Consider the following 14,807-nt stretch of genomic DNA (forward strand, 5'->3'; position numbering starts at 1 on the left):
GAGTTAGAGGACTAGAATGGCAAGCCTAAAGGCCCTCAAGATCCGCATCGGCTCGGTGAAGTCGACGCAGAAGATCACCAAGGCGATGAAGATGGTCGCCGCCGCCAAGCTGCGCCGGGCGCAGGAAGCGGCCATGGCCGGCCGCCCCTATGCCGAGCGGCTGGAGGCAGTGATGGCCAGCCTCGCTTCCAAGGTGACCGTGAGCGAGAACAGCCCGAAGCTGCTTGCCGGCACGGGCAAGGACCAGGTTCACCTGCTGGTGGTCGCCACGTCGGAGCGCGGCCTGGCGGGTGCGTTCAACACCAATATCGTTCGCGCCGCGCGCCGGAAGGCCGAGGAGCTGGAGCGTGCGGGCAAGACGGTGCGCTTCTATCTCGCCGGCAAGAAGGGCCGCGTGCTGCGCCGCTTCTATCCGACCGGGATCGCGGTCGATCACGAGCTTGGCCAGCACAAGGTGCTCGGCTTCGATCAGGCGCGTGAGATCGCCGACGATCTGATCGCGCGCTACGAGGCGGGCGAGTTCGACGTGGCGCATCTGTTCTTCGCCAAGTTCCAGTCGGCGCTTGTGCAGATCCCGACCGGCCAGCAGATCATCCCGGTGGCGGTGCCTGCCGGCGAAATCTCGACCGCGAACGACGGCGGCGCAGCGGTGGAATATGAGCCGGACGAGGAAGCGATCCTCGCCGAGCTGCTGCCGCGCAACGTCGCGATCCAGATCTTCCGCGCGATGCAGGAGAATGCTGCGTCCGAGCAGGGCAGCCGCATGACCGCGATGGACAATGCGACGCGCAATGCCGGTGACATGATCAAGCGGCTCTCGATCCAGTATAACCGCGCCCGTCAGGCGGCGATCACGACCGAGCTGGTCGAGATCATCTCGGGCGCGGAAGCGCTGTGATCCGGACGGGCATCCTGCTGCTGGCGGCGTGTGCCGCGGCGGGGTGCAGCGGTGCGCCCGGCGGGAACGATCAGGCGGCGGAGGCCGGCAATGCGCTGGCTGAGGCGAACAGCAGTTTTGCGTCCGCCAACCTGGCGGGTGGATCGTGGGACGGTGTGTTCGCCGATCCCCAGGCCTCGATCGACAAGTTCAACCGCCTCGGCCTGCGCGTTGGGCCCTATGCGCAAAAGGGCGACGTCTGGCGTGCGGATGCGGTGCCGGTCGCAATGACTGATCCTTCGGCGCCGAACACGGTCCAGGCCTTGTTCACCGCGACAGGCAGCGAGGCGGCGCTCGACCGCGTGACCTTCACGCTGGTGGAGCCGCTTGCCGCGAACGACCAGCAGGCGCGGGACCAGTTCGAGGCCTGGGTGAAGCAGGCCTTGTCGCAGCTTGGCGTCACGGGCGGGGACACCGCCGTCGCGGCGATCCATGGGCAGAAGCGGCTTGCCGGTTCGCTCAAGGGTGGTGCTGATTACGCAGTGACACGCGAGACAACGCGGACAGACCGCCGTGTGGCCGTGACCTTTTCGCGCCCCACGCCTAAATTGAATGGGAACGGCCCGGCGGCGACTTGACGCTGGGACGACCCGAAGTTGCATGTAAAGACACCTCCTGCTCATCGCAGGTACGACGAAGAAGGTAGAAGCAAGATGGCCACCGTCCTCGAGGATCGCCCGACCACTTCGGGCAGCAACAATGTGGGCCGCATCAGCCAGGTGATCGGCGCCGTCGTTGACGTGACGTTCGACAACCACCTGCCGGCGATCCTGTCGGCGCTGGAGACCGAGAACAACGGCCAGCGGCTGGTTCTCGAAGTTGCCCAGCACCTGGGTGAGAACACCGTCCGCACGATCGCGATGGACTCGACTGAGGGCCTGACCCGCGGCCAGAACGTGACCGACACCGGTGCGCAGATCACCGTGCCGGTCGGTCCGGCGACGCTCGGCCGCATCCTGAACGTGGTCGGCGAGCCGATCGACGAGCGCGGTCCGGTGAACTCGGCGCATCATGCCCCGATCCACGCTTCGGCGCCGCTGTTCGTCGACCAGTCGACCGAAAGCGCGATCCTCGTGACGGGCATCAAGGTCATCGACCTGCTCGCGCCGTATGCGAAGGGCGGCAAGATCGGCCTGTTCGGCGGCGCCGGCGTGGGCAAGACCGTGCTCATCCAGGAACTGATCAACAACATCGCGAAGGGCCATGGCGGCACGTCGGTGTTCGCGGGCGTTGGTGAGCGTACCCGTGAGGGCAACGACCTGTACCACGAGTTCCTCGACGCGGGCGTTATCGCCAAGGACGCCGATGGCAACCCGACGAGCGAGGGTTCCAAGGTGGCGCTGGTATTCGGCCAGATGAACGAGCCGCCGGGTGCCCGCGCACGCGTCGCACTGTCGGGTCTGACGATCGCCGAATATTTCCGCGACCAGGAAGGCCAGGACGTGCTGTTCTTCGTGGACAACATCTTCCGCTTCACCCAGGCGGGCGCGGAAGTGTCCGCACTGCTGGGCCGTATTCCGTCGGCGGTGGGCTATCAGCCGACCCTGTCGACCGACATGGGCGCGCTGCAGGAGCGCATCACGTCGACCAACAAGGGCTCGATCACCTCGGTGCAGGCCGTGTACGTGCCTGCGGACGACCTTACCGACCCGGCGCCGGCAACGTCGTTCGCGCACCTTGACGCGACGACGGTGCTCAGCCGTGCGATTTCCGAGCTCGGCATCTATCCGGCGGTGGATCCGCTGGACTCGACCAGCCGCGTTCTCGAGCCGCGCGTCGTTGGCCAGGAGCATTACGAGACGGCCCGTGCGGTGCAGACGATCCTGCAGAAGTACAAGTCGCTGCAGGACATCATCGCCATTCTCGGCATGGACGAGCTGTCCGAAGAGGATAAGCTGACCGTCAGCCGCGCGCGCAAGATCCAGCGCTTCCTGTCGCAGCCGTTCCACGTCGCCGAGGTGTTCACCAACATCCCGGGCAAGTTCGTGCAGCTTGAGGATACTGTGCGCTCGTTCAAGGCGGTGGTGAACGGCGAGTATGATCACCTGCCGGAAGCGGCCTTCTACATGGTCGGCGGCATCGATGAAGTCGTCGCCAAGGCCGAGAAGCTGGCGCAGGAGGCGTAATTGGTTCTCCCTCTCCCCATCTGTGGGGAGAGGGTGGCCGAGCGCAGCGAGGTCGGGAGAGGGGCAGTGTGCCACGGCTCTTGACTGCCCCTCTCCCCGACCCCTTCCCCGCAAGCGGGGAGAGGGAGAAGAGAAGAAGACATGCTCCATTTCGAACTCGTCACGCCTGAACGCCTCGTCCGCAGCGAGGACGTGTATATGGTCACCGTTCCCGGCACCGAGGGCGACTTCGGCGTGCTGGAGGGCCATGCGCCATTGATGTCGACCGTCCGCGACGGCGATCTGCTGGTCCACAAGACCCAGGGCGCCGCGCCGGAGACGATCGCGATCCGTGGCGGATTTGCGGAAGTGAATGCCAACGGACTGACGGTGCTGGCGGAACACGCCGGCTGACTTTGCGTCACTGTTGGTAGTGAGGAAGCGCGGTCGCCGAGGGGCGGGCGCGCTTTTTCTTTTGCCCTTCCTTCGTCATGTCGGACTGGCTTCCCTCTGCCGCTCATGCCGTGCGGAGTTGAGGCACTGGCGAGGCACTGTGACGCTGGTGGCTTGCCCCTCGACTTCGCCTGGCACGAACGGGGGAAGGATGAGGGGCGCCGCGTTGCAGTGAAGCCCAAGGACCTTCAGCCGTTCGCCCTGAGCCTGTCGAAGGGCGTGTTCCGGGCACGTACTCCGACGGGCTCAGTACGAACGGCGGGTGGGAGCCGATCCGATCAGGAACCACTCTGCGCGAAGCTGCGGCGCAGGAAGTCGGCGTAAATGTCAGTCAGCAGGTGCAGGTCAGTGACCGCGACCGCCTCGTCCAGCTTGTGCATCGTGGCGTTGAGCAGGCCGAACTCGGCCACCGGGCAGAGCGCCGACAGGAAGCGTGCGTCGGACGTGCCGCCGGTGGTGGACAGTTCCGGGACGATGCCGGTTTGCGCCTCGATAGCGGCGGACAACGTGGCGGAGAGCGCGCCGGGCTGGGTGAGGAACGCCTCACCGGAAACCTTTGACGTGACGATCGCCTCCGGCGCGTGGCGGTGGACGATTGCCGCGATGCGCGTGGCGAGATCATCGCCGCGGTGCGCGTCGTTGAAGCGGATCGAGAGGCGGGCCGAGGCCTTGGCCGGGATCACGTTGGTGGCGGGATTGCCGACGGTAATATCGGTCATTTCGATGTTCGACGGCTGGAACCAGGCGTTGCCCTGGTCCAGCACGACCGCGTCGATCTCCGCCAGCGCGGCGATCAGGCGCGGGATCGGATTGTCGGCGAGATGCGGGTAGGCGACATGGCCCTGACGGCCCGGCACGTCGATCCAGATGTTGACCGAGCCGCGCCGCCCGATCTTGATCATGTCGCCGAGACGCGCCGTGGAGGTCGGTTCGCCGACGAGGCAAGCGTCGGGGGTGAGGCCGCGTGCTGCCATCCGGTCCATCAAGGCTCGGGTGCCGTAGATCGCGGGGCCTTCCTCGTCGCCGGTGATGATCAGGCTGGTGGTGCCGGGGCCATCCACGCGGGCGGCGGCAGCGACGAAGGCAGCGATCGCGCCCTTCATGTCCACCGCGCCGCGACCGTACAACAGGTCGCCGCGCACTTCGGGCTTGAAGGGGGCGCTGGTCCAGCCTTCGCCCGGCGGCACCACATCGACGTGGCCGGCGAAGGCGATGTGCGGACCGGAGGTGCCGCGGACGGCGAGAAGGTTCTCGACCGGGCCGTCCGGCGCCTCGCCAGCGACGGAGCGGTCGACCGCGAAACCAAGCGGTACGAGCGCCGCCTCCAGCACGTCAAACACTTCGCCGCGCGCGGGCGTGACGCTTTCGCAGGCGAGCAGCGCCTCAGCCAGCGCGACGACGTCCGTCATGGCGCGGATTGGGGAGATGAAGCCGGGCGCTCATATTGCTCGAGCACCCATTCCTCCTCCTGCGCGCCGGCGATCCAGTCCTGCATGAAGGGATGGGCGAGGACCGCTGCGATGTACGGGCCGGCGAAGCGCGCGATCGGCAGCGAATAGGTGACGATGCGGGTGCAGACGGGTGCGAACATGATGTCCGCCGCGCCGAACTCTCCGAACAGGAACTCGCCGTCGCCGCCCCAGCGGGCGCGGGCCTGCGCCCACAGTTCCATGATGCGGGTGAGATCCGCCGTCACCGCCTCCGACGGGGGCTGTGGCGGGTAGATCTGGCGCACGTTCATGCTGTGCTCGCGGCGCAGCGCCACGAAGCTGGAGTGCATTTCCGCCGCCATCGAGCGGGCCATGGCGCGCGGCGCCTCGTCCTTGGGCCAGAACAGGTCGCGGCCAGCCTTGTCGGCGAGAAATTCGACGATGGCGAGGCTGTCCCAAACCACCGTCTCGCCGTCCCACAGGATCGGCACCTTGCCCGACGACGGGGCAAATTCGGCGCCCTCGCGGCGCTTGTCCCAATCCTGATCGTACATCGGCACGACCACTTCCTCGAAGGGAATGCCTGACTGTTTGCACGCCAGCCAGCCGCGCAGCGACCAGGAGGAATAGGCCTTGTTGCCGATGATAAGCTTCATGGGCGAGAGGGGTAGAGGTTGGCAGGGCGGGAGGCAACGGGGTGCAGGAGATCCGCGCACCTGCCCCGTATCGCCCTGAGCTTGTCCGCGGGCGTGTCTCAGCCGGGGCGCTTGGGGCGGTTCTCCGACAAGCTCAATAGGATCGGGAGAGGTGTGCTCCCGCGCTTCGCCCAATCAGCCGATGGCTTCGATCACCGCGGCGCGAAGTTCGGGGATGCCCATGCCCTTTTCCGACGAGGTGGCGATGATGTCGGGGTGCGCGGCCGGATGCTTGCGTGCCTCGGCGATCGTGCGCTCCGTCACTTCGGCGAGTTCGGTCGCCTTGATCTTGTCAGCCTTGGTCAGGACCATGCGGTAGCTGACGGCAGCCTTGTCCAGCATCTCGAGGATCTCGCGATCGACGTCTTTGATCCCATGGCGCGCATCGATGAGCACCAGGGCGCGCTTCAGCACCTGACGCCCGCGCAGGAAATCGTTCACCAGGAAGCGCCACTTCTTCACCATGTCCTTCGGCGCCTTGGCAAAGCCGTAGCCGGGCATGTCGACCAGGCGGAACGTCAGCGGGTCGCCCACGTCGAAGAAGTTCAGCTCCTGCGTTCGGCCGGGTGTCACCGACGTACGCGCGAGAGTCTTGCGACCGGTGAGCGCGTTGATCAGAGACGACTTGCCGACGTTGGAGCGGCCGGCGAAGGCGACTTCGGGAACGTCAGCGCCGGGAAGAAACTGGAGCGAGGGTGCGGACTTCAGGAAGGTGATCGGGCCGGCAAAAACCTTGCGGGCGGATTCGATCGCCTCGGGCGAGCTGGCCGGATCATGATCCTGCGTCATCGCTTCCGCGCCAGCCTGCGGCTGGTGTTCCTCCGCAGGCTGGGATGGATCGGTCATTTCGCGGGCGCTTCCTTGAGGCCGGGGTGGCGGGCGTAGAGCAGCTTCTGCTGCAGGATGGTGAGCACGTTGGACGTGATCCAGTAGATCTGCAGACCGACCGCGAACGGCGCCATGACGAACATCAGCACCCAGGGCATCAGCGCGAAGATCTGCTTTTGCGCCTCGTCCATCGGCGCCGGGTTCAGCTTGAACTGGAAATACATGCTGATGCCGAGCAGGATCGGAACGACGCCGATCGCCAGGAACGAGGGCGGGGTGAATGCGAGCAGGCCGAACAGGTTCACCGGGGTGAGCGGATCGGGCGCGGACAGATCCTTGATCCAGCCCACGAACGGCTGGTGACGCATTTCGATCGTCAGCATCAGCATCTTGTACAGGGCGTAGAAAATCGGGATCTGAAGCAGCGTGGGGGCGCAGCCGGCGAGAGGATTGACCTTCTCCGCCTTGTACAGCGCCATGATCTCCTGCTGCATCCGCGGCTTGTCGTCCTTGTAGCGCTCCTGGATCGCCTTCATCTTCGGCTGCACGGCCCGCATGTTGGCCATGGAGGCAAACTGCCGCTGCGCGATCGGGAACATGAGGAGACGGATCGTCAGCGTGAGCAGGATGATCGCGACGCCAAAGTTGCCGAGGTGCGTGAACAGCCAGTCGAGATAATAGAAGATCGGCTTCTCGATCAGGCGGAACCAGCCCCAGTCGAGCGCATAATCGAGCCGCGGGGCGATGCCGCTGTCCGTATATTTGTCGAGCAGGCGCACTTCCTTGGCACCGGCGAAGAAGCGGCTGGTCTGGCTGACCTGGCGTCCGGGCTGAAGCAGCTGAGCGTTGGAGGTATAGTCGCCCTGATAAGCCTTGTTCGCGCCGGCGCGGAACTGGCCATCGAAGGCGCGCGACTGATCGGGGATCAGCGCCGTCAGCCAGTATTTGTCAACGAAGCCGAGCCAGCCGCCGGTGGTCGTGAACTTCTGCGCTGCCTCGTCCACGTCCTTATAGTCGGCGTCGTAATCGGCCTTGTCGTTGTGGACCGACATTGGGCCGACGTGGATCGTCCAGCTGTCCGGATCCTTGGACACGCCGGCACGGTTGACGAGACCATAAGCCGCGACCGGCACGGCGCCGGCGCCACCGTTCGCCACCGTCTGCTTCACGCTGAACATATAGCCGTCATCGACCGACAGCTCGATCGCGAAGCGCTGGCCCTGTGCGTTGGCTGCCGTGAGGGTAACGGACTTGCCGGGGGCGAGCAGCTGTGACGAAGCAGTCCAGACGGCGTCTGCCGCAGGCGGCGACAGGCCGTCGTCGCGCCAGCCGAAGCCGGCGAAATAGGCGTCGGGCGCACCGGCGGGGGAGAGCAGGCGAACCGGCGGCGAGTCCTTCGCCACCGTTTCCTTGTAGTTCTTGAGCACGAGATCGTCGATGCGCGCGCCCTTGAGGTTGATCGAGCCGTGCATGGTCGGCGTGTCGATCTGGACGCGTGGGCTCTCGCGCAGCACCGCCGTCCGATCGCGGATCGCGGCGGGTGAATCAGCGGTGGGATCAGCCTCGGGCTTGGGCAGGACCTTGGTCTTGCCGTCCTCGATCTTCGTCACCGGGGGATTGGCCGTCGGAAAGAACCGATTCTGGATCAGCGGCCAGCCGAACAGGATCAGCGCCGCGAGCACCGCGAACAGGACGAAATTCTTGTTATCTTGCTTCACGAGCGCCCAATTCCCTTACGGCACCGGATCATAGCCGTGCCCGCCCCACGGATGACAACGGGCGATGCGCTTCGCCGCCAGCCAGCCGCCACGTGCGGCCCCATAGCGGCGCAACGCCTCGATTGCATAGGCCGAACAGCTTGGCTGATACCGGCACGACGGCGGCAGGATCAGCGATGGGCCGAGTTGCCATCCACGCGCGATCAGGATCAGCAGCCGCGCGATCATCGGCTGACCTTGCGCAGCGCCTTGCTGAGTTCCGCGCGCAGGCTGGCGTAATCGCGCTCGATGCCGCCCATCCGCCCGATCAGCACATGATCGGCACCGGATACACCTTCGCCTGGCAACAGATCACGCGCCAAAGCGCGCAACCGGCGTTTCATCCGGTTACGTACAACAGCGTTGCCGATCTTCTTGGTGACAGTATAGCCGACGCGTATCGTCGGGTCGCCGTCATCCCGTGGGCGCACCAGAAGCACGAAACCGGGCATCGGCGCGCGCCGTCCAGCATTCGCCGCCAGGAAATCCCGGCGGCGAGTAAGCATGGTCAAGCTTGTATCCGTCTTGTCCTGAAAGACGGTTAGGCCGACAGCTTCTTGCGGCCGCGTGCGCGGCGCGCACGGATCACGGCGCGACCGCCGACCGTCGCCATCCGTGCACGGAAGCCGTGACGGCGTGCCCGCACCAGGTTGCTCGGCTGAAAGGTCCGCTTCATCGTTCATTCCCGAATCTGAAAAATAAAGGCCGCCACGAGGGACGGCCCGAATGGTGCGCGGCATAAGCGAAGGCGCGCGGCAAGTCAACGCGAGCCTAGCGCCCGACTTCGCGCGCGGCGACGCCGTTCACTGGGGCGGCGCATGGCGCGATCGGCGAGCCCACCGATCCGCGGCCAGCGACGCTTCAACCGGGCCCAGCGCACCTGCGCCCAACGCGAGTTGCGCAGGATGAGGACCATGCCGCCAGCGAAGAGGAAGATCCCACCGGGCCCCGGCAGCGGACCCATCACTGCCGCGCCCAGCAGGAGCAGGCAGCCCAGGATCAGTTGCAGGATACGCATGGCGGGGTGGCGATCACGCATGCCGCCCATGTGGCGAGGGTGTGTTGCATTGGCAAGACGGCGCGAGAGAGCTTCGCAGCGGCGGCAAAGCAGGTATGAACAGGATGGGGAGCAGGGGGGATCTATGGCGGCGATTGTCGCGACGGTGGCGTATCTGGGGCTGGAGGCGCGCGCCGTTGAGGTTCAGGTTCAACTGATCGCGGGATTGCCTGCGTTCAACCTGGTGGGCCTTGCCGACAAGGCGGTCGGCGAAAGCCGCGAGCGGGTGCGCGGGGCAATCGCGGCAATGGGCCTGGCGCTGCCGCCCAAGAGAATAGCGGTCAATCTGTCGCCGGCGGACCTGCCGAAGGAAGGTTCGCACTTCGATCTGCCGATCGCGCTTGGTCTGTTGGCGGCGATGGGCGTGGTGGACGCCGAGGCGATTGCGGAGTTCGTGATCGTCGGTGAGTTGACGCTGGATGGCCGGATCGCGCCCTCTCCGGGTGTGCTGCTGGCCGCGCTCCATGCGGCCGAAATCGGGAAAGGGCTGATCTGTCCCGCGGCGCAGGGCGCCGAGGCGGCGTGGAGCGGCTCGATCCAGGTGGTGGCGGCACCGGACCTGTTGTCGCTGATCAATCACCTGAAGGGCCAGGGGCTTTTGCCTGCACCCCGCACTGGCGAGGTGGAGGCGGCGGGGAGTGGGCCGGATCTGCGGCAAGTACGCGGGCAGGAGACGGCGAAGCGGGCGCTGGAGATTGCCGCGGCGGGCAATCACAACCTGCTGATGATCGGCCCGCCCGGGTCTGGCAAGTCGCTGATGGCGTCCTGTCTGCCCGGCATCCTCCCGCCGCTGGACCCCGGCGAAGCGCTGGAAGTTTCCATGGTGCAATCGGTGGCAGGCACACTGGAGGGCGGGCGGCTGACCCGTACGCGACCCTTCCGCGCACCGCATCATTCGGCATCCATGGCGGCGCTGACGGGTGGCGGGCTCAAGGTGCGGCCGGGCGAGGTGAGCATGGCCCACCTGGGCGTGCTGTTCCTGGACGAGCTTCCCGAGTTCCAGCGCGCGGTTCTCGACTCGTTGCGCCAGCCATTAGAATCCGGAACGGTAAGCGTAGCGCGAGCGAATGCGCATGTGACGTTCCCGGCGCGGGTGCAGCTGGTCGCGGCGATGAACCCGTGCCGTTGCGGCTATCTGGGAGATGCCGGGCTCGCATGCGCGCGGGCGCCGAAATGCGCAGGCGATTATCAGGCGAAGTTGTCCGGGCCGCTGCTCGACCGCATCGATCTGCACGTGGAGGTGCAGGCGGTGAGCGCGGCGGACCTGATGCTGCCGCCCCCATCCGAGGGGTCGGCGGAGGTCGCGGCGCGCGTTGCACAGGTGCGCGCGATCCAGACCGAGCGGTATCGTGACCATCCGGCTCGCACAAACGCGGACATCGATGGAGACCTGCTGGAGCGCTTCGCCACGCCGGATGACGGTGGTCGCGCGCTTCTTGCCCAGGCAGCGGAAGCGATGCGGCTCTCGGCGCGCGGGTACACGCGGATCTTGCGGGTGGCGCGCACCATTGCCGACATGGCGGGCAGCGCCAGCGTCGGGCGGATCCATGTCGCGGAAGCGCTCAGCTACCGCCGGCAGCCGCCGCGAAATTGAGCGCCGTTGGCGTATTCAGCTGGCGAGGCGGCGCTCTGCTGACGCCGCGACAGTGCCGGCGGACAGCAGCCGGCGCTCCGCCAGCAGCCGCCGGGTATTGGCGGCATCCGTCGGTCGCCCGTACAGATAGCCTTGGCCCCGGGCGCAGCCCAGCGCACGCATTCTCGTCTCGGCCGCCAGATCCTCGATCCCCTCCGCCGTGACCGGCAAGTTCAGGCTGGCGCCGATGCTCGCCACGGCGCCCACCAGGGCTGCGCTGTCCGGATCGGCGGCAATCGCCTGCACGAAGCTGCGGTCGATCTTGATCCGGTCGAAAGGCAACGCGCGCAGGTGGCCAAGGCTGGAATAACCGGTGCCGAAATCATCGAGCGCCACGCGGATGCCCTGATTCTTCAGGCTGCCGATGATCGACTGCGCCAGCGCGAGATTTTTCAGCAAGGCGCGCTCGGTAATCTCGATTTCCAGCCGGTGCGCCGGAAAGCCGGTTTCGAGCAGCAGCTTGATGATCTTCTGCGGCAACCAGGCATCGCGCAGCTGCACCGCCGACACATTGATCGAGAGCGTCAGGGCAGGATCCCAGTCCCGTGCCGCATGAAACGCTTGCCGCATCACGGACTTGGACAGATCGGCGATCATGCCCGTCCGCTCGGCGATGGGGATGAAACGATCGGGGTTGATCTGGCCTTGCAGCGGATGCTGCCAGCGGGCGAGCACCTCGAAGCCGAGGAGCTGGCCGGTGGCGAGGTCGATCTGCGGATCGAAATGAGGAACGATCTGCCCGGCGGGAATGGCGGCGCGCAACGCACTTTCCAGCTCATTGCGGGCGTGCAGGACGCGCGCCATATCAGGGTCGAACCAGCTGAAGCGGTTTCTGCCGGCTTCCTTTGCCGCATACATGGCAATGTCAGCGGCGCGGATCAGCGTTTCGATGGAGGCGCGCTCCTGGTCCGAGCGGGCAATGCCGATCGAAGCGGAGACGTGAATCGAGGCATCGCCAAGGTCGATCGGGCATGCCAGCCGGCTGACCAGCCGCTCCGCAATCCGCTGCACGGTCTGCGGATCCGCCGGATTGAAGGCGAAGATGCAGCCGAATTCGTCACCGCCGACTCGAGCGGCCAGCGACAGGGAAGGCAACTCGCTGCTGATCTCCGCCGCTACCCGGGCGAGGAGCGAGTCGCCCACGGCATGGCCGTGAAGATCGTTGATCGTCTTGAACCGGTCGAGGTCGATCATCAGCATGGCGACGGCGAGGCGGCGCTGGGCGGCGTCCTGGATCATCGCGGCGCCCTCCTCGACAAGCGCGCGGCGGTTCAGAAAGCCGGTGAGCGGATCCTTGATCGAAAGTCTGCGCGCGCCCTCCGTGCTGTCCAGCTGATGCCGGAGGCGCCTGGCGAGCTCGCGGTGTCGCCGGCGACCCTCCAGGATCACGGCGAGGTTCAGGAGCAGGGCGATGGTGAGTGGCCAGACCAGCGGCCCGGCGGCGGCTGGCCCGTTGCGGGTGACGACTACGATCACCGCTCCCATGACGATGACGCACAGCGCAACCGCGGCCATCGTGACGAGGCCGATCGGCAGTGTGCGCATATCGCGCCCGTCTTGGCGCGCAGGCTCGTGGGCGATCGATCCATCCATGTCGCCCCATTTTGCGGCGATAGTATGTAGAAGGCGTTAATGGCTGTCCGGCTTGCGCTGGAGGAGTGCTTCCGCTACAGGGCGCGCACGTTCCGTTGTTGAACGCTGAAGACAAGCGCCCATGTGGTGCACGCTGGCCGGCGAGGTTTCGCCCGCCGGCGCTTTTGCGTTTGGGCCGGAAGAAGGGAGTTTTGGCGCGATGTTCGACAGTCTGAGCGATCGTCTTGGCGGCGTATTTGACCGCCTGCGCGGTCGTGGCGCGCTGACCGAGGCGGACGTGCGCCAGGCGATGCGCGAAGTGCGCGTCGCGCTGCTCGAGGCGGACGTCGCGCTGCCGGTGGCTCGACAGTTTGTCGATGATGCCACCGAAAAGGCGATCGGCCAGAACGTGCTGCGCTCGGTCACGCCGGGGCAGCAGGTCGTCAAGATCGTTCATGATGCGCTGGTCGCGATGCTGGGCGGGGATGATCCGCAGGCGGCCGAGCTGAAGATCGACGTCACGCCGCCGGCGGTGGTGATGATGGTCGGCCTCCAGGGCTCGGGCAAGACGACCACGACCGCGAAGATCGCCAAGCGCCTGTCGGGCGGCCAGATGGGTCGTGACCGCAAGAAGGTGCTGATGGCGTCGCTGGACGTCAACCGCCCGGCGGCGCAGGAACAGCTCGCCACGTTGGGCACGCAGGTCGAGGTGCAGACGCTGCCGATCGTCGCCGGGCAGCAGCCGGTCGAGATCGCCCGTCGCGCGCTGCAGGCGGCGAAGCTGCAGGGCTTCGACGTGCTGATGCTCGACACGGCAGGTCGCCTCCACGTCGATCAGGCGCTGATGGACGAGATGAAGGCGGTGGCGGACATTGCCACGCCGCAGGAAATTCTGCTCGTCGTCGACTCGCTGACCGGCCAGGACGCGGTCAATGTCGCGCAGAGCTTTTCCGAGCAGGTGCCGCTGACCGGCGTGGTGCTGACCCGCATGGACGGCGACGCGCGCGGCGGCGCGGCACTGTCGATGCGTGCCGTGACGGGCAAGCCGATCAAGTTCGCCGGCGTTGGCGAGAAGATGGATGCGCTGGAGGCGTTCCATGCCGAGCGCGTGGCCGGCCGGATCCTCGGCATGGGCGATGTCGTCAGCCTGGTCGAGAAGGCGGCGGAGTCGATCCAGGCGGAAGACGCCGAGCGCATGGCGGCGAAGCTGGCCAAGGGCCAGTTCGACATGAACGACCTGCGTGGGCAGCTGGCGCAGATGCGGCGCATGGGCGGCCTTGGCGCACTCGCCGGCATGATCCCGGGCATGAAGAAGGCGCAAGCGGCGATGGCCAATGGCGCCGTCGACGAGCGCATCCTGCTGCGCATGGACGCGATGATCACGTCCATGACGCCGAAGGAGCGCGTGAAGCCTGAGCTGATCAACGCCAAGCGCAAGATCCGCATCGCCAAGGGCAGCGGCACGACCGTGCAAGACGTGAACAAGCTCCTGAAGATGCACCAGGAAATGTCCACCGCGATGAAGAAGATCCGCAAGATGGGCGGCATCAAGGGGATGCTGTCCATGCTTGGCAAGGGTGGCCCCGGAGGCGGCATGGCCGGCCTCGGCAATGCGCTGGGCGGGCCGGAGCTGGGCGACATGCTGGGCAAGGCTGGCGGCGGCGGTTTGCCCGGCCTGCCTGGCCTTGGTGGTGGCGGCGCCCTGCCGCCAGGATTTCCGAAGTTCAAGAAGTAACGTTTTCAGATATCTAGAAGGAAGAAGTACCAATGGCACTGAGCATTCGCCTGTCGCGTGGCGGTTCGAAGAAGCGTCCGTATTACCGCATCGTCGTTGCCGATGCGCGCAGCCCGCGTGACGGCCGCTTCATCGAGAAGATCGGCAACTACAATCCGCTGCTCGCCAAGGACGACGAGAAGCGCGTGGTGCTGGACGCAGAGCGTGCGAAGCACTGGCTGAGCAACGGAGCGCAGCCGACCGATCGCGTTGCCCGCTTCCTCGACCTCGCCGGTGTGCGCGAGCGTGAAGCCCGCAACAACCCGAAGAAGGCGGAGCCGGGCGAGAAGGCCAAGGAGCGCGCCGAGGAGCGTGCCGAAAAGCTGAAGGCGCAGCAGGAGGCCGAGGCAGAAGCGGCGAACGCCGGTTCGGGCGAGACCGAAGCCGCCGAAGCGACCGCCGAGTAAGCATCCGATCCGATCATGGCGCGTTCCTTTCGGTTGAAAGGAGCTCGCCATGATTGCCGATCCAGACCCCCGGACCGCCAGCGATGACGACGAAAAGGTCGCCAGCAACGAAGGGGTCTCCGCCCCCGACCCAGCAGAAGGGCGTGACGACGCCCCCGC

General features: G+C 66.3%; 16 protein-coding genes. 7 read left to right on the forward strand and 9 right to left on the reverse strand.

Going from position 1 to position 14,807, the window contains the following annotated elements:
* The first annotated feature begins 16 nt into the window (after positions 1 to 16).
* The 4 genes from AX702_RS17355 to AX702_RS17370 all read left to right on the forward strand — a co-directional run bounded on the left by AX702_RS17355 (position 17) and on the right by AX702_RS17370 (position 3,456).
* Positions 17 to 898: a F0F1 ATP synthase subunit gamma gene (locus tag AX702_RS17355; RefSeq protein WP_066781655.1), complete on the forward strand. Its 882-nt coding sequence runs from the start codon at positions 17 to 19 to the stop codon at positions 896 to 898.
* Positions 895 to 1,515, forward strand: coding sequence for a hypothetical protein (locus AX702_RS17360; protein ID WP_066781657.1), 621 nt, complete (start codon positions 895 to 897; stop codon positions 1,513 to 1,515). Before AX702_RS17355 ends, AX702_RS17360 begins: the two co-directional genes overlap by 4 nt.
* 75 nt (positions 1,516 to 1,590) lie before the next feature.
* Positions 1,591 to 3,063 (forward strand): F0F1 ATP synthase subunit beta, encoded by a 1,473-nt coding sequence (atpD, locus tag AX702_RS17365; RefSeq protein WP_066781658.1) that lies wholly within the window; start codon positions 1,591 to 1,593, stop codon positions 3,061 to 3,063.
* A gap of 141 nt (positions 3,064 to 3,204) precedes the next feature.
* On the forward strand, positions 3,205 to 3,456 hold the full coding sequence (locus AX702_RS17370) for an ATP synthase F1 subunit epsilon (RefSeq protein WP_066781660.1): 252 nt from the start codon (positions 3,205 to 3,207) through the stop codon (positions 3,454 to 3,456).
* Positions 3,457 to 3,773: 317 nt separating this feature from the next.
* Here the strand turns inward: AX702_RS17370 and dapE are convergent, their stop codons facing one another.
* The 8 genes from dapE to AX702_RS17410 all read right to left on the reverse strand — a co-directional run bounded on the left by dapE (position 3,774) and on the right by AX702_RS17410 (position 9,244).
* Positions 3,774 to 4,904 carry a succinyl-diaminopimelate desuccinylase gene (dapE, locus tag AX702_RS17375; protein ID WP_066781662.1) on the reverse strand — a complete coding sequence of 377 codons (1,131 nt, stop codon included), beginning with the start codon at positions 4,902 to 4,904 and terminating at the stop codon, positions 3,774 to 3,776.
* Complete coding sequence (locus tag AX702_RS17380) at positions 4,901 to 5,581, reverse strand: glutathione S-transferase family protein (RefSeq protein WP_066781665.1); 681 nt, start codon at positions 5,579 to 5,581, stop codon at positions 4,901 to 4,903. Before AX702_RS17380 ends, dapE begins: the two co-directional genes overlap by 4 nt.
* 174 nt (positions 5,582 to 5,755) lie before the next feature.
* Positions 5,756 to 6,409 (reverse strand): ribosome biogenesis GTP-binding protein YihA/YsxC, encoded by a 654-nt coding sequence (yihA, locus tag AX702_RS17385; RefSeq protein ID WP_066781680.1) that lies wholly within the window; start codon positions 6,407 to 6,409, stop codon positions 5,756 to 5,758.
* Positions 6,410 to 6,462: 53 nt separating this feature from the next.
* Positions 6,463 to 8,166, reverse strand: coding sequence for a membrane protein insertase YidC (gene yidC, locus AX702_RS17390; RefSeq protein WP_066781667.1), 1,704 nt, complete (start codon positions 8,164 to 8,166; stop codon positions 6,463 to 6,465).
* Between the two features lie 15 nt (positions 8,167 to 8,181).
* The gene (gene yidD, locus AX702_RS17395) at positions 8,182 to 8,394 is read right to left on the reverse strand and encodes a membrane protein insertion efficiency factor YidD (protein ID WP_066781669.1); all 213 of its coding nucleotides are present in this window, start codon (positions 8,392 to 8,394) and stop codon (positions 8,182 to 8,184) included.
* Positions 8,391 to 8,711, reverse strand: a complete 321-nt coding sequence (gene rnpA / locus AX702_RS17400; protein ID WP_066781670.1) for a ribonuclease P protein component — start codon at positions 8,709 to 8,711, stop codon at positions 8,391 to 8,393. Before rnpA ends, yidD begins: the two co-directional genes overlap by 4 nt.
* Before the next feature lie 35 nt (positions 8,712 to 8,746).
* A complete protein-coding gene (gene rpmH, locus AX702_RS17405; RefSeq protein ID WP_028056723.1) occupies positions 8,747 to 8,881 on the reverse strand; it encodes a 50S ribosomal protein L34 in 135 nt (44 codons plus the stop codon).
* An 84-nt stretch (positions 8,882 to 8,965) separates the two neighbouring features.
* Entirely contained in the window at positions 8,966 to 9,244 is a 279-nt protein-coding gene (locus tag AX702_RS17410) for a hypothetical protein (RefSeq protein WP_231731927.1), read from the reverse strand.
* 103 nt (positions 9,245 to 9,347) lie between these two features.
* Here AX702_RS17410 and AX702_RS17415 point away from each other — a divergent pair, with 103 nt between their 5' ends.
* Positions 9,348 to 10,856 (forward strand): YifB family Mg chelatase-like AAA ATPase, encoded by a 1,509-nt coding sequence (locus AX702_RS17415; RefSeq protein ID WP_066781672.1) that lies wholly within the window; start codon positions 9,348 to 9,350, stop codon positions 10,854 to 10,856.
* Positions 10,857 to 10,871: 15 nt separating this feature from the next.
* On the opposite strand, the gene AX702_RS17420 is transcribed toward AX702_RS17415, so the two are convergent.
* Complete coding sequence (locus AX702_RS17420; protein ID WP_231731928.1) at positions 10,872 to 12,440, reverse strand: putative bifunctional diguanylate cyclase/phosphodiesterase; 1,569 nt, start codon at positions 12,438 to 12,440, stop codon at positions 10,872 to 10,874.
* Positions 12,441 to 12,687: 247 nt separating this feature from the next.
* Between AX702_RS17420 and ffh the strand changes: the two genes are divergently transcribed.
* Positions 12,688 to 14,202, forward strand: a complete 1,515-nt coding sequence (ffh, locus tag AX702_RS17425; RefSeq protein WP_066781683.1) for a signal recognition particle protein — start codon at positions 12,688 to 12,690, stop codon at positions 14,200 to 14,202.
* 32 nt (positions 14,203 to 14,234) lie between these two features.
* Complete coding sequence (gene rpsP / locus AX702_RS17430) at positions 14,235 to 14,648, forward strand: 30S ribosomal protein S16 (RefSeq protein WP_066781676.1); 414 nt, start codon at positions 14,235 to 14,237, stop codon at positions 14,646 to 14,648.
* Positions 14,649 to 14,807 lie beyond the last annotated feature (159 nt).

It is taken from the genome of Sphingomonas sp. CCH5-D11 (assembly GCF_001557395.1).
Lineage (GTDB): Bacteria > Pseudomonadota > Alphaproteobacteria > Sphingomonadales > Sphingomonadaceae > Sphingomonas.